This is a genomic window from Aquipuribacter nitratireducens, assembly GCF_037860835.1.
In the GTDB taxonomy this organism is placed as follows: domain Bacteria; phylum Actinomycetota; class Actinomycetes; order Actinomycetales; family JBBAYJ01; genus Aquipuribacter; species Aquipuribacter nitratireducens.
In genome coordinates this window covers 126,004-138,962 of the sequence record NZ_JBBEOG010000007.1, presented here as the reverse complement: position 1 = coordinate 138,962, position 12,959 = coordinate 126,004, and the positions used below count along the sequence as shown (strand labels likewise).

The 12,959-nt window shown below is 72.8% G+C and carries 13 protein-coding genes; 11 read left to right on the top strand and 2 right to left on the bottom strand.

What is annotated here, in order from left to right:
* Window positions 1–164 precede the first annotated feature (164 nt).
* The 6 genes from WAB14_RS13895 to WAB14_RS13870 all read left to right on the top strand — a co-directional run bounded on the left by WAB14_RS13895 (window position 165) and on the right by WAB14_RS13870 (window position 5,604).
* A complete protein-coding gene (locus tag WAB14_RS13895) occupies window positions 165–1,283 on the top strand; it encodes an ABC transporter substrate-binding protein (RefSeq protein ID WP_340270651.1) in 1,119 nt (372 codons plus the stop codon).
* Window positions 1,284–1,334: 51 nt separating this feature from the next.
* Window positions 1,335–2,099, top strand: a complete 765-nt coding sequence (locus tag WAB14_RS13890; protein WP_340270649.1) for an ABC transporter ATP-binding protein — start codon at window positions 1,335–1,337, stop codon at window positions 2,097–2,099.
* Entirely contained in the window at window positions 2,096–2,935 is an 840-nt protein-coding gene (locus WAB14_RS13885; RefSeq protein WP_340270647.1) for an ABC transporter permease, read from the top strand. Before WAB14_RS13890 ends, WAB14_RS13885 begins: the two co-directional genes overlap by 4 nt.
* Window positions 2,932–3,774 carry an ABC transporter permease gene (locus WAB14_RS13880; protein ID WP_340270645.1) on the top strand — a complete coding sequence of 281 codons (843 nt, stop codon included), beginning with the start codon at window positions 2,932–2,934 and terminating at the stop codon, window positions 3,772–3,774. The genes WAB14_RS13885 and WAB14_RS13880 overlap by 4 nt, the downstream gene beginning before the upstream one ends.
* Complete coding sequence (locus WAB14_RS13875; protein ID WP_340270644.1) at window positions 3,774–4,787, top strand: amidohydrolase family protein; 1,014 nt, start codon at window positions 3,774–3,776, stop codon at window positions 4,785–4,787. The genes WAB14_RS13880 and WAB14_RS13875 overlap by 1 nt, the downstream gene beginning before the upstream one ends.
* 67 nt (window positions 4,788–4,854) lie before the next feature.
* Window positions 4,855–5,604 (top strand): sulfite exporter TauE/SafE family protein, encoded by a 750-nt coding sequence (locus WAB14_RS13870; RefSeq protein WP_340270642.1) that lies wholly within the window; start codon window positions 4,855–4,857, stop codon window positions 5,602–5,604.
* 14 nt (window positions 5,605–5,618) lie between these two features.
* On the opposite strand, the gene WAB14_RS13865 is transcribed toward WAB14_RS13870, so the two are convergent.
* Complete coding sequence (locus tag WAB14_RS13865) at window positions 5,619–6,449, bottom strand: fumarylacetoacetate hydrolase family protein (RefSeq protein WP_340270641.1); 831 nt, start codon at window positions 6,447–6,449, stop codon at window positions 5,619–5,621.
* A gap of 123 nt (window positions 6,450–6,572) precedes the next feature.
* On the opposite strand from WAB14_RS13865, the gene WAB14_RS13860 reads away from it, so the two are divergent.
* From WAB14_RS13860 to WAB14_RS13845, 4 genes are read left to right on the top strand one after another with little or no spacing between them, the layout of a single operon-like run.
* On the top strand, window positions 6,573–7,265 hold the full coding sequence (locus WAB14_RS13860; protein WP_340270639.1) for a FadR/GntR family transcriptional regulator: 693 nt from the start codon (window positions 6,573–6,575) through the stop codon (window positions 7,263–7,265).
* Window positions 7,262–8,440 (top strand): CaiB/BaiF CoA transferase family protein, encoded by a 1,179-nt coding sequence (locus tag WAB14_RS13855; protein WP_340270637.1) that lies wholly within the window; start codon window positions 7,262–7,264, stop codon window positions 8,438–8,440. Before WAB14_RS13860 ends, WAB14_RS13855 begins: the two co-directional genes overlap by 4 nt.
* Window positions 8,437–9,468: an amidohydrolase family protein gene (locus WAB14_RS13850; protein WP_340270635.1), complete on the top strand. Its 1,032-nt coding sequence runs from the start codon at window positions 8,437–8,439 to the stop codon at window positions 9,466–9,468. Before WAB14_RS13855 ends, WAB14_RS13850 begins: the two co-directional genes overlap by 4 nt.
* Entirely contained in the window at window positions 9,465–10,316 is an 852-nt protein-coding gene (locus WAB14_RS13845; protein ID WP_340270633.1) for a polysaccharide deacetylase family protein, read from the top strand. The genes WAB14_RS13850 and WAB14_RS13845 overlap by 4 nt, the downstream gene beginning before the upstream one ends.
* Here WAB14_RS13845 and WAB14_RS13840 read toward each other — a convergent pair.
* Window positions 10,301–11,083, bottom strand: coding sequence for an IclR family transcriptional regulator (locus WAB14_RS13840; protein WP_340270631.1), 783 nt, complete (start codon window positions 11,081–11,083; stop codon window positions 10,301–10,303). The two genes, WAB14_RS13845 and WAB14_RS13840, sit on opposite strands and share 16 nt — an antisense overlap.
* A 184-nt stretch (window positions 11,084–11,267) precedes the next feature.
* Here WAB14_RS13840 and WAB14_RS13835 point away from each other — a divergent pair, with 184 nt between their 5' ends.
* The gene (locus WAB14_RS13835; RefSeq protein ID WP_340270751.1) at window positions 11,268–12,950 is read left to right on the top strand and encodes a thiamine pyrophosphate-binding protein; all 1,683 of its coding nucleotides are present in this window, start codon (window positions 11,268–11,270) and stop codon (window positions 12,948–12,950) included.
* The last annotated feature ends 9 nt before the right edge of the window (window positions 12,951–12,959 follow it).

The following is a 12,959-nucleotide window of genomic DNA, read 5'->3' as shown; positions in this document are numbered from 1 at the left end:
GGAAAAGTAAGACAGTGTCTTGACTTTGCCGTTCGAGCCGTAGCATCGTGAGGAGCGCCGGCACCGCCGACCCCTCCGGTCACCTCGACGACGAGGCGTCCCGGGGAGCGGGAGCAGGGCAGCCAACCGCTCCACCCGATGCACCGATTCGAAGGAGACTCGAGATGCAGACAACCCGTCCCGCCGCGGTCCTGGTCCTTGCGGGGGCGCTCGCGCTGACCGCCTGCTCGGGGGACGAGACCGCGCCGGCATCCGCGGGCGGGGACGGCAGCCCTGCTGCGGCCGAGGAGCGCGCGAGCATCACGATGGCCATGGCGGCCGAGGACACGTACACCGCGGAGTGGTGGGGGTGGCTCGCGGCCGACAACCTCGGCTACTACGACGAGCTCGGCCTCGACGTCGAGTTCGTCGCCACGGGTGGCTCGGGTGACGCGATGGAGCAGATCGTCGCGGGGAACGCCGACGCCGGGAACCCGTCGGCGCCCGCCTTCGGGGAAGCGGCCCTCGTAGGGCTCGACGTGGTCAACATGTTCACGTACTCCAGCGGCGCGATCTTCGGCATCTTCGTCCCGCAGGACGGTGGCATCACGGACATCGCGGGCCTCGACGGGGCGAACATCGGCATCTCAGAGCCGGGCGGCGGCGAGGTGGCGTTCCTCGAGGCGGCCCTCCGGGCCGAGGGCATCGACCCCATCACGGACGTCCAGCTCATCCCGATCGGCGACGGCGGTCCGGAGACGCTCGCGGCCCTCGACAACGGGTCCGTCGACGCCTACTCGACGGCCTACAACGACATCTTCGCGCTGCAGACCGCCGGCTACGACCTCCTCGACCTCACCCCGGACATCTACAACACGTTCCCTGCGCGCGGCATCATCACGACACCCGCCGTCCTGGAGGAGAAGCCCGACGCCATGGCCGACTTCGCGCGCGGCACGGCCATGGGCATGTACTTCTGCCTGGAGAACACCGAGGCGTGCCGCGACATGATGCGGGGCGCCATCCCCGCCGCGTTCGAGGAGAACGCCGACGGCGTCTCCCAGGGCGACCTCAGGTTCGAGCTGTCGCTGCAGCAGGTGGACCCGGCCGACCTGGAGCGCATCGGCGCCCACGACGTCGAGGGCACCCAGGAGTTCCTCGACCTCATCCAGTCGACGTCCGACGACTACCAGGACGTCGAGGCCGAGGCCGTGCTCAACGACGAGTTCGTCGACTACGCCAACGACTTTGACCGCGAGCGCGTGGCGCAGGACGCCCAGGACTACGAGCTGCAGAACTCCTGACCGCCTGCCCGTGCCACGGCCGACCCACGGAGGAGACCGGGAATGAGAACGATGGAACGTACGAGCCTCGTCACGACGTCCTACATCAGCAAGGTGTTCGGCACCGGCGACACCGAGATGGTGGCACTCAGCGGACTCGACCTCGACGTCCACCACGGGGAGTTCCTGTCCCTCCTCGGGCCGAGCGGGTGCGGCAAGTCGACGGCGCTCAACATCATGGGCGGCCTGCTCACACCGTCCGCCGGTGAGATCAGCTTCGACGGCCGGCCGCTCACCGAGCCGAGCCGCGACATCGGCATGATGTTCCAGCAGGCCGTCATGTTCCCCTGGCGGACGACCTTGCAGAACGTGCTGCTGCCCGTGGAGGTCTTCGGGGAGAACAAGAAGGAGTACATCCCGAAGGCGCGCGAACTCCTCGGGATGGTGGGCATCGACGAGTTCGAGAACTCCTACCCCTGGCAGCTCTCCGGCGGAATGCAGCAGCGCGCCGCGCTGTGCCGGGTGCTGCTCAGCGACCCGAAGCTCCTCCTCCTCGACGAACCGTTCGGCGCCCTGGACGAGTTCACCCGCGAGTCGATGAACCAGGAGCTCCTCCGCCTGCAGGCCTACTCCGGCAGCACCGCGGTCCTCGTCACGCACAACATCAACGAGGCGGTCTTCATGTCGGACCGGGTCGCCGTCATGAGCGCCCGCCCCGGCCGGCTCGTCGGCATCCTCGACGTGCCGTTCGACCGCCCGCGCACCCCGGACCTGCAGACGACCCCTGAGTTCGTGCAGCTTGTCGCCGAGGCCCGCAGGATGCTGGAGCTGGCATGACCACGCTCGCCCCGCCGCCTGCGCGGACCGTCACGGATCCCCGGCGCACCCGCCTGCGTCGTGTCCGGGACAGCTCGGCGACGATCGCCCTCTCCACCGTCGCCGTCCTGCTCCTCACGTGGGAGCTCGTCCCGCGCCTGGAGTCGGTAAACCGCATCCTCGTCCCCACCTTCAGCGACGTCGTCGCCGGCTTCGTCCAGCTCCTCGGTACCGGCTACTGGTGGGGGGACCTGTGGAAGACGATGTACGCGGTCGCCATCGCGTGGGTCATCGGGGTCGCCTTCGGTTTCGTGATGGGAGTGGCGCTCGGGACGTCGCCGTACGTGCGGCAGGCCATCACCCCCTACGCCATCGCGGTGCAGGCGCTGCCCAAGGTCGTGCTCGCCCCGCTCCTCATCGGCTGGCTCGGGTTCGGGTCCGAGAGCAAGATCGCGCTCGCGGTCATCATCTGCTTCTTCCCGGTGTGGATCGACACGATGGTCGGCCTGGCGCTCCCGTCCGCCAACGAGTTCCGGCTCATGCAGTCGCTCAAGGCGTCGCGGCGGCAGGTCTTCCTCAAGCTCCAGCTGCCCTCGGCCGTGCCCATGATCATGGTGGGCGTCAAGCACGCGTTGCTCCTGGCGTTCACGGGCGTGCTCGTCGCCGAGATCCTGTCCGCCTCCGACGGAGGCCTCGGCAAGCTGGCGAAGGAGTTCGCCTCCCAGCTCAACATGCCGCTCACGTACTCCGTCGTCCTCGTCGTCGTGATCCTCGCCGTCGCGCTCGTGTCGGTCGCGGACGTCATCGAGCGACGGGTCGTCTTCTGGTCCGACGAGAACCGAGCGAGGACCCGATGAGCATCACGCAGTCCGTCACGTCACGTCGCGACGTCACGCGCAGCAGCGTCCCGCGCCCGCGCCGGCTGCCACCGGCCGCGCTCACCGTCGCCCTCCTGCCCGCGATCGTCGCGGTGTGGTGGGTGGCGACCAACTCGGGCGCCGTGCCGAGCATCCTCCTGCCGACCCCGCAGCAGGTCGTGGAGTCGGTCCCGCGGGTGGTGCTCGCCGACGGCTTCGGCGCTCAGGCGGGCAGGACGGTGCTCGAGATCGTCGGAGGCTTCGCCCTCGGCGCGTCGGTCGGCTTCCTCCTCGGCGTGCTGCTGAGTGCCTCCGACCGCCTCCGGGCGGCCTACCTGCCGTTCCTGTCGGCACTCGAGGCGATTCCGACGGTCATCCTCGCGCCGATCATCATCGCCTCCGTCGGCTTCGGCGTGGAGGGGAAGATCCTCCAGGCGGCCATCGCCTGCTTCTACGCGGTCTTCATCACGACCCTGTCGGGCCTCGGCCTCGCCGAGCCGAACGCCGTCAACCTCATGCGGTCGCTGCGCGCGACGCGCTGGCAGACGATGGTCAAGCTGCGGATCCCCACCGCGCTGCCCGTGATCTTCGGTGGCCTCCAGCTGGGCGCCACCACGGCCATCATCGGTGCCATCGTGTCCGAGTTCATCGGGGCGACGGGCGGTCTCGGGTACCTCATGCTGCGCTACCGGTCCGGCTTCGACACGGCGGCGTACTGGGTGATCATCTTCATCTTCCTCGTCATCGGCCTCGCCGCCTACCTCATCGTGCGGACCGTCGAGCGCCGCGTCGTCTTCTGGCGGGACTCCGCCATCACCCGTCCCGACCTGGAGTCCTGATGGCGATCGACATCCACGCCCACACCGTTCCCGCGGACTTCGTCACCGAGCTCGCACGCGCCGTCCCGAGCGCGGGGCCGGTCCTCCGCGAGCGGGACGGCTCGTGGTGGCTCGACTACCCCGACGGTCGACGGAGCGGGCCGATCCCCCGTGGCATGGTCGACACCGAGGCGCGAGTCGCGGACATGGACCGTGCCGGTGTCGACGTCCAGGCGCTGAGCGTGCCACCACCGCACTTCAACTACCGGCTCCCCGCGGAGGCCGCCGCCGACGCAGCCCGGCTGCACAACGACGCGATGGTCGCCATGGCCCGCGAGCTGCCGGAGCGGTTCGTCGTCCTCGGCCACCTGCCCATGCAGAGCGAGGAGCACGCGCTCGCCGAGCTCGAGCGGCTCGTGGCCCTCCCGGAGGTCGTCGGCCTCGAGCTCGGCACCAACGTCGCGGGGGTCAACCTCGGCGAACCGCAGCACGAGGAGGTCTGGCGCGCCGTCGACGCCGCCGGCCTCGCCGTCGTCCTCCACCCCGGGGCCGACGTCGCCGGTGCCGCACGGATGCAGTCCCACTACCTCCACAACTTCGTCGGCAACCCGACGGACACGACCGTTGCGGCGGGCTCGCTCCTCTTCTCCGGGGTCCTGCAGCGCAACCAGGCGCTCCGGTTCGGACTCCTCCACGGGGGCGGCTTCCTGCCGTACCAGATCGGCCGCTTCGACCACGGCTGGTCGGTGCGCCCGGAGTCCAGGGCCGACCTGGAGGTCGAGCCGTCCAGCCTCCTGGACCGGTTCTTCTTCGACACCCTGACCCACGACCCGCTGTCCCTCCGCTTCCTCCACGACCGGGTGGGCGACGACCGTCTGTGCCTGGGGAGCGACTACCCGTTCGACATGGCCGACCCGGACCCGGTCGGGTCCCTCCGGGCTGCGCTCCACGACCGGCCCCAGGCAGTCGCGAAGGCGCTCGACGACAACCCCCGGGAGCTGCTCACGCGCCGCCCGGCGCTCGTGGCCGGGTGAGGAGCGCCGGACCCCGCTGCCGAGCGCCTCTCCCCGCACCCCGACCACCGGCCGGGAGCTGATCGCTGTGCTCGTGGCGCTCGTCGTCGCGGCGGCGGTCCTGCTCGGTGCGGTGGCCCAGCGCGTGTCGGGGATGGGGTTCGCACTCGTGCTCGCGCCCGTCCTCGTCCTCGCGGTGGGTCCCGTCGACGGCGTGCTCATGGTGAACGTCTGCGGCGCGGCGTCGTCGTGCCTCGTCATCACCCGCGTGTGGCGGCTCATCGACTGGCGTCAGTACGCGCTGCTCGCGGTCCCGGCCCTCGTCGCCGTGATCCCCGGCGCCCTCGTGGCGGCCCGCCTCGGCGGGCCGGTCCTCCAGGTGTCCATCGGCGTCCTCGTCGTCGTGGCGCTCACCCTGTCCCTCGTCGTGACGGGGAACCGCACGCGCACCGCGGCGAGGCTGCCGACCGGCATCCTCTCCGGGGCCGCCTCGGGCTTCATGAGCGCGACGGCCGGCGTCAGCGGACCCACCGTCAGCATCTACGCGGTCCTGACCCGGTGGGAGCACCGGCAGTTCGCGGCCACGGTCCAGCCGGTGTTCGCCACCCTCGGTCTCGCCGCCTTCGTCGGGAAGGCGGTGGCGCTGCCTGAGGGCCTGCCGGAGTACCAGTGGTGGCTGTGGCCGTTGATCCTCGCCTGCACGGTCGCCGGTCTCGCCGTCGGGGAACGACTCGCCGCGGTCGTGAGCCCACGCGCGGCGCGGGTGTCGGTCATCGCGCTCGCGTACGGCGGCGGGGTGGTCGCCGTGCTCGACGGCCTCGGGGTGACCGGCGGGTGACCGGCGGGTGCGGCTCAGCCGGAGGCCGGGCGGGGTGCCACGACGGGCGTGGACACCGAGCCGACGCGCTCGATGCGCACGGTCACCGTGTCGCCCGGGCGCAGGTACCGGGGCGGGGTCCGCACGTAGCCGACGCCCTCGGGGGTGCCCGTCACGAGGACGTCGCCGGGACGCAGCACCATCGTGCGACTGACGAGGGCGAGCACGTCGCCGACCTCGAAGAGCATGTCGGCGGTCGACGCGTCCTGGACGACCTCGTCACCGACCAGCGTCTGCAGGCGCAGGCCGTCCCGGAGGTCCCCCACCTCGTCCGCCGTGACCAGGTCACCCATCGGCCCGGAGCCCTCGGCGTTCTTGCCGAGGGTCCACTGCGACGTCAGCTTCTGCGCGCGACGCGCCGTGAGGTCGTTGAAGGCCGCGTACCCGAGGACCGCCTCGCGAGCCGTGTCCGCGTCGACGCGGTCCAGCGGGCGTCCCACGACGGCGGCCACCTCGCCCTCCCAGTCGAGCCCCACCTCGTCCACCGGTGCGGTCACCGGGGTGCCGTCGACGACGAGCGAAGCGGTCCACCGACCGAACAGCAGGGGGTGCTCCGGGGGCCGGAACGACCCCTCCGCCGCGTGCGCGCGGTAGTTGAGTCCCAGGCAGAGGACACGAGCGCCGTCCGGGACGGGGTGGGCGATCGCCGTCCCCGCCGACGGGAGGCGCGGGCCCTGCCCCGGCGCCGTGAGCGAGGCCGTGGGATCCGCCCAGAAGTCCTCGACGGGGGCGAGCACGACGAGGTCCTCGCCGTCCCGCCGCGCGACGTGGCGACGTCCGTCGACGTGCACACCGACAAGGCGCACGGTGACCCCACCTCCAGGCGCGGTCGAGCGGGAGCCGACCGGCAAGCACACTGTCGACCATCCCACCTAAACATTGCAACCTTTCGCTTGAATGTCGTCGGTCGCCGTGGGTACGTTCGCCGCATGCCGACCCAGGCCCCCGCCACGCGTGCCCAGGCCCTCGCCGGCGAGGTCGAGCGCACCATCGCCGCGGAGGGACTGACGGCGGGTGACCCGGTCGGCACCATCGACGGGTGGCGGCTGCGCTCCGGCTTCGGACGCGCGACGGTGAGCGAGGCGGTGCGCCTGCTCGTGGACCGTGGCGTCGTCGAGGTGCGACCCGGCCGCGGAGGCGGTGTGTTCGTCGCGGGCACCGGGCCGGTCGTCCGCCTGCGTCACACCCTGCTGTCCGTTCACGGCCACGCGACGACGCTCGCCGACGCCCTCGCCATCCGCGAGGCACTGGAGCCGCTCGTCGTCGCCGACGCCGCCCGGTCGCGCACCGCCGCCGACCTCCGCCGGCTGCGGTCCCGGCTCCGCCCCCTCGAGGCAGCGGTCGACGACCACGACGCGTTCGTACGGGCGGTGTGGTCGCTCCACGAGGCGATCGCGAAGGTCACGCCGAACGAGATGCTGCGGGCGATGTACCTGGCGACGCTCGAGGTCATCGACCGGTGCTCGGAGCAGGCGCGCAGCGACGCCGACGACCCTGCGACGGCCGCCGCCTACCGTCGCGACCGCCTCGAGGTGCACCGCGAGCTCGTCGACGCGATCGCCGACGGCGACGAGGACGTCGTGGCCCGGGCCCTCGCCCGCCACCGCGGGGGTGCGACGTGAACGAGGGACCGCTCGCCGGGCTGCTCGTCGTCGATCTCGGCCGGGCCCTCGCCGCACCCCACGCGGCAATGATGCTCGGTGACCTCGGGGCACGGGTCGTCAAGGTCGAGTCGCCGCAGGGCGACGACACCCGCCGCTGGGGACCACCGTTCGTCGGTCCTGCCGGGCAGGAGGAGTCGACGTACTTCCTCTCGTGCAACCGGAACAAGGAGTCCGTCGTCCTCGACCTCCGACTCGAGGCGGACCTCGGCGTGCTGAGAGCGCTCCTCGTCGAGGCCGACGTGCTCGTCGAGAACTTCCGTCCCGGTGTCCTCGAGCGACTCGGCCTGGGCCTCGAGGTGCTGCGCGCCCTCAACCCCCGGCTGGTCGTCCTGTCCATCACGGGCTTCGGGCACGACGGCCCGGACGGAGGGCGTGCGGGGTACGACCAGATCGCCCAGGGTGAGGCCGGACTCATGTCCCTGACCGGCGCGGCCCCCGGGGAGGAGCAGCGGGTGGGGGTCCCGGTGGGCGATCTCCTCGCGGGCATGAACGGCGCCGTGGGCGTGCTCGCCGCGCTGCACGAACGGGAACGGACCGGGACCGGCCAGGTCGTGAGGACGTCCCTGCTCGCCTCCGTCGTCGCCGCGCACTCCTTCCAGGGGACGCGGTGGACCGTCGCCGGCGAGGTGCCGAGGGCTCGTGGTAACCACCACCCCTCGATCGCCCCGTACGGCCTGTTCCGCGCCGGTGACGGCGCCGTCCAGGTCGCCTGCGGCTCGGAGGCGCTGTGGCGGGCGCTCTGCTCCGCCCTGGGTCTCGACCCGGGTGCCGAGGGTCTGGCGACCAACGACGAGCGGGTGCGCAACCGCAACCTCCTCGTCGCGCGTCTCGAGGCGTCGTTCGCCGAGCGGGACGTCGGCGAGGTCCTCGAGCTGCTCAGCCGCGCCGGGGTGCCGTGCGGCGTGGTCCGCACCCTCGACGAGGTCTACGAGTGGGAGCAGACCCGCAGCCAGGGTCTCGTGGTCACCGTCGACCACGAGACGCTCGGCCCGACGTCGCTCCCGGGTCCACCGCTCCGGCTGTTCGGCCACGACGGCCGCGAGCGCACACCCGGTGCCCACCGGCCACCGCCCACGCTCGGGCGGCACGACGAGTCCGTGCGCGAGTGGCTGTCGTCGAGGGTCGGGCGGTGAGCGGGGCGCCGGCCGCTGCGCACGCGGCCGTGCCCGGGGACGCCGTCGTCGACGTCCACGGTCACGTCTACCCGCCCGGGTACGTCGCCGTCGTCCGCGAGGCGGCGCGGGGCGCGGGCCCGCACGCAGAGGTCGCCCGGGCCTTCCTCGACCACCCCCTCGTCACGACGGAGCCGGCCTTCCTCGGGGCGTACGACCGCCGGCTCGCGCTCATGGACGCCGCGAGGATCGACGTGCAGCTCCTGGGCTTCGCCTCGATGAACGTGTGGCACCCGGACCCCGTCACCCGCAGCAGGCTCGTCCGCGCCTTCAACGACGGGTGCGCCGAGGTGGTCGCGGCGCACCCGGACCGGTTCCGCTTCCTCGCGTCGCTGCCCCTGCCCCACGTCGAGGCGGCCGTCGAGGAGGCGAGGCGAGCCCGCGACCTCACCGGCTTCGCCGGCTACTGCATCCCGACGCACATCGACACCGCGGCCATCGACCTGCCCCGGTGGGACCCCGTGTGGGGCGCCCTCGCCGAGACGGGATCGCTCGTCCTCCTGCACCCGGATGGCTTCTGCGCACGTGGGGCGCTCACCGACCACGGCATGGAGTGGTCCGTCGGGGCGCCTTTCGAGGACACGGTCGTGGCCGTCCGCCTGGTCGCCGGGGGGGTGATCGAGCGGTTCCCGGCCATCACGTGGGTGGTGCCCCACCTCGGCGGGACGCTGCCCTTCCTGCTGCACCGCCTGCGCTGGCGGTGGGAGCTCGAGGCGCGGCGGATGGGAGCCTCGCTGCCACGGGCGGAGCTGCTCGACCGGCTCCTCTTCGACACCGCCAACAGCTCGCCGGAGACACTGCGTCTCGCCGCGCAGGTGCTGCCGCCCGGGCGGCTCGTCCTCGGCACCGACTACCCCTTCGTCGGGTCGGACGACCTGGCGCCGTCCGTCGACCTCGTGCGGAGGGCGGTCACCGAGGGCCTGGTCGATCCGGGCGCACTCGGCGGGCTGCTCGCCGCCGTCCTCCCCACACTTTGGAGCAGTCCGTGAGCCCTCAGCCGCCGTCCAGCTGGCCCTCCGGGTCCCGTGGGGCCCTCGTCGTCAACATCATGTACGAGCAGTGGGAGCCGGGCGTCGCCCCGGGTCTCGGACCCATGGGCAACCCCCTGCCCGCGGGTGCGCTCGACCACCAGGCACGCGGCTGGGCCGACTACGGCTGGCGCACCGGCGTGCCGGCGGTCCTCGACCTGCTGCGCCGCCTCGACGTGCCCGCGACCTTCTACGTCAGCGGCTGCCTCACCGAGACCCGCCCCGGCACCGTCGAGGCCGTCGCCGCCGCGGGGCACGAGGTCGCGGCCCACGCCTGGGCGCAGAACCGGATCCCGGCGCTCCTGGGGCGGGACGCGGAGGCCGAGGAGGTCGAGCGGTGCGCCGACGCGCTCGGCCGCCTGGTAGGGCGTCGGCCGCGTGGCTGGATCAGCCCGCGGTGCACGCCGAGCGCCCTCACGGCCGAGCTCCTCGCTGCCGCGGGCTACGACTGGTTCGGGGACGTGTTCGACGCGGACCTGCCCTACCGGCTCGACACCCCGGCGGGACCCATCACCGCGCTGCCGTTCGGCCTGGAGACCAACGACCTGCCGATGACCGTGCGGTACGGCCGCCCCGTCAGCGACCTCGCACGCAGCTTCGAGTACGAGGCCCGGGCGATCGTCGGGACCGACCGGCTCGCTTACGTCGACGTCACCCTCCACGCCCACGTCGGGTGCCGCCCGGCGGGTCTGCTCGCCCTCAGCGAGATCGTGTCGACCGCCCGGGCGGCCGGCATGTGGTGCGCGACGCGCAGCCAGGTCGCCGACTTCGTCGTCGGTGACCGCCGGGGCGCTCAGCCCGGGACGTGACCGAGGCGCTGCGACAGCGAGCGCGCGGCGTCGCGGACGGCCTCGCCGATCTCCTGCACCGACATCGTCGCCAGCCGGTCGGCGGGGCAGGAGAGGGTGAGCGCGCCGGCGCACCGACCGGACGCGTCGAAGAACGGTGCCGCGATGCCCGCCCCGTTGGGTACCCACCGGCCCGGGCTGAAGGAGTAGCCGAGCTCGCGGTCCCGGACGACCTGCGCCCGCACCTGGTCCGCCTCGGTGAAGCTCTGGGCCGTGTGCGCGTCGATGGGCTTGCGGAGGACCGCCTCGACCTCCTCGTCGGTCATCCCGCTGAGGATCGCCATGCCGGAGGCGCCGCTGACCAGGGGGAACGGCTTCCCCATCTCGATGACGTAGCGGATCGTGTGCTCGCAGTCGACCTTGTCGCGGAACACGAGCTCGTCGTCCATCCGGGCCGCGAGGTAGCACGTCTCGTTGAACCGGTCGACGAGGCCGCGGAGGGCGGGTCTCGCGGCGCGGCTGAGGGAGTCCCGCTCGGCCAGCGCGGCCACCAGGGCGAAGAGCCGCGGGCCGGCCCGGTAGAGCCCCCGCTCGCGCTCCTGCTCGATGTACCCGAGCTCCTCGAACTGCGTGAGGATCCGGCTGACCGCGCTCCGGTCGATCCCGGTACGGCGGGCGGCCTCGCGCACGCCGATCCCCTCGGACTGCATCGCGACGAGCTCGAAGAGGGTGATGGCCCTCGACAGCACGCTCGAGCGCGTGCCGTTCGCGGTGTCTGTGCTGCTCATCGGCACCTTCCGTAGGGCTGGCCGGCGTCGCCGTCGAGGCTACCGGCGCGACGACGTCACGAGGCTTGACACTCTCCGACCGCGCCGGGCATGCTTTCGAGACGACGTCTTGTTAGACAAGACACTTGGCCGGGAGCGAGGACGCTCCGCCAGCGGACACCGGAGGGCAGCACCCGTGAGCGAGATGTCAGGCGCGCGCTACCTGGCCCGGTCTCTGGACGCCTACGGCGTGAGTGCCGTCTTCCTCGTGCCGACGGTCCTGAGTGCGACGCTCGTGGCGATGGAGGAGGAGACCTCCATCCGCCGGATCGTCGCCCACGGCGAGAAGGCGGCGGCCTACATGGCCGACGGCTACGCGCGCGCCAGCGGCCGGCCCGGCGTGTGCATGGCCCAGAACATCGGCGCCGCGAACCTCGCCGCCGGCCTGCGGGACGCCTACCTCGGGTGCTCGCCGGTGCTGGCCGTCACGGGCGGACCGTACGAGTACAGCCGTGGCCGCAACTACTACCAGGAGATCGAGGACTTCCCGCTCTTCAAGCCCGTCACACGCTCCAGCCGCCAGGTCCACGACGCCGCGCGCCTCCCGGACCAGCTCGCGCAGGCCTTCCGCGACGCCACGTCCGGCAAACCTGGTCCGGTGCACCTCGAGCTCGCCGGGCACACGGGGGACGTGGTCGAGTCGCAGACCATCGACGCGGAGGTCCCGCAGCCGTACGAGCACGCCGTCCCCGCGGTGAGGACGGCGCCCGACCCGCTGGCGGTGGCGGCCGCCGTGCAGGCGCTGCGGGCGGCGTGCCGCCCCGTGCTCGTCTCCGGCGGGGGCGTGCGCGCGTCCGGGGCCGCCGCGGAGGTCGTCGCGCTCGCCGAGCGGCTCGGGGCCCCGATCGCCACGTCTCTCAACGGCAAGGACACGGTCCCCGCCGACCACCCGCTCGCCGTCGGCATCCCCGGCCTGTACGCCCGCGCGAGCGCCAACCACGTGCTGCTCGAGGCCGACCTCGTGATGTACGTCGGCAGCCAGACCGGCAGCCAGGTCACGCTCACGTGGCAGGTCCCGTCGTCCGGCACCCGGGTGGTCCACCTCGACATCGACCCGACCGAGCCGGGCCGTCACTTCCCCGACACCGTGGGTGTCGTCGCCGACGCCCGCCTCGGCCTCCGCGCCTTCCTCGACGCCCTCGGCGACGTCGACACCGCCGCGACCGCGGCCTGGCGCGAGCGAGCCGCCGCGCTCACGGCGTCCTGGCGGGCGTCCGTGGCCCACCACGTCCAGTCGGACGAGGTGCCGCTGCGTCCCGAGCGCCTCACCGACGAGCTCGGCCAGCTCCTGCCGGACGACGCCCTCGTCGTCGCCGACACCGGGCACGCCGGCATGTGGACCGCCGGCTACCTCGACCTCAGCCGGCCCGGGCAGGGGTTCGTCCGCGCGGCCGGCTCCCTCGGCTGGGCGCTGCCGGCCGGGATCGGCGCGCAGGTGGCCCGGCGGCACCGGCCGGTCGTCGTGTTCACGGGGGACGGGGGCCTGTACTACCACCTCGCCGAGCTCGAGACCGCGGCACGGTGGGGGATCCCCGTCACGGTCGTCGTCAACGACAACGCCTCGCTCAACCAGGAGATCAACCCCTACACGGTGGCGTACGGCGGGTCGCTCCACGGCCGCCACCACGAGCTGTGGCACTTCCGGGACGTCGACCTCGCGCGCGTCGCGGAGTCCCTCGGGGTCACCGGGTTGCGGGTCGAGAAGCCCGCCGAGCTGGCCTCGGCCGTCGAGCGGGCCCTCGCGACCCCGGGCCCGGTGCTCGTCGACGTCACCACCTCACGCGACGCCGTGGCCCCCAAGGGCTCGGCGGCTCGCGCCACCCACTGACCGGACCGC

Excerpts from the sequence above, each read along its gene's own strand:
- WAB14_RS13880 (WP_340270645.1), top strand. The coding sequence starts at position 2,932 with ATGAGCATCACGCAGTCCGTCACGTCACGTCGCGACGTCACGCGCAGC.
- WAB14_RS13895 (WP_340270651.1), top strand. The coding sequence starts at position 165 with ATGCAGACAACCCGTCCCGCCGCGGTCCTGGTCCTTGCGGGGGCGCTC.
- WAB14_RS13885 (WP_340270647.1), top strand. The coding sequence starts at position 2,096 with ATGACCACGCTCGCCCCGCCGCCTGCGCGGACCGTCACGGATCCCCGG.
- WAB14_RS13890 (WP_340270649.1), top strand. The coding sequence starts at position 1,335 with ATGGAACGTACGAGCCTCGTCACGACGTCCTACATCAGCAAGGTGTTC.
- WAB14_RS13860 (WP_340270639.1), top strand. The coding sequence starts at position 6,573 with ATGCCGACCCAGGCCCCCGCCACGCGTGCCCAGGCCCTCGCCGGCGAG.
- WAB14_RS13835 (WP_340270751.1), top strand. The coding sequence starts at position 11,268 with ATGTCAGGCGCGCGCTACCTGGCCCGGTCTCTGGACGCCTACGGCGTG.
- WAB14_RS13875 (WP_340270644.1), top strand. The coding sequence starts at position 3,774 with ATGGCGATCGACATCCACGCCCACACCGTTCCCGCGGACTTCGTCACC.
- WAB14_RS13840 (WP_340270631.1), bottom strand. The coding sequence starts at position 11,083 with ATGAGCAGCACAGACACCGCGAACGGCACGCGCTCGAGCGTGCTGTCG.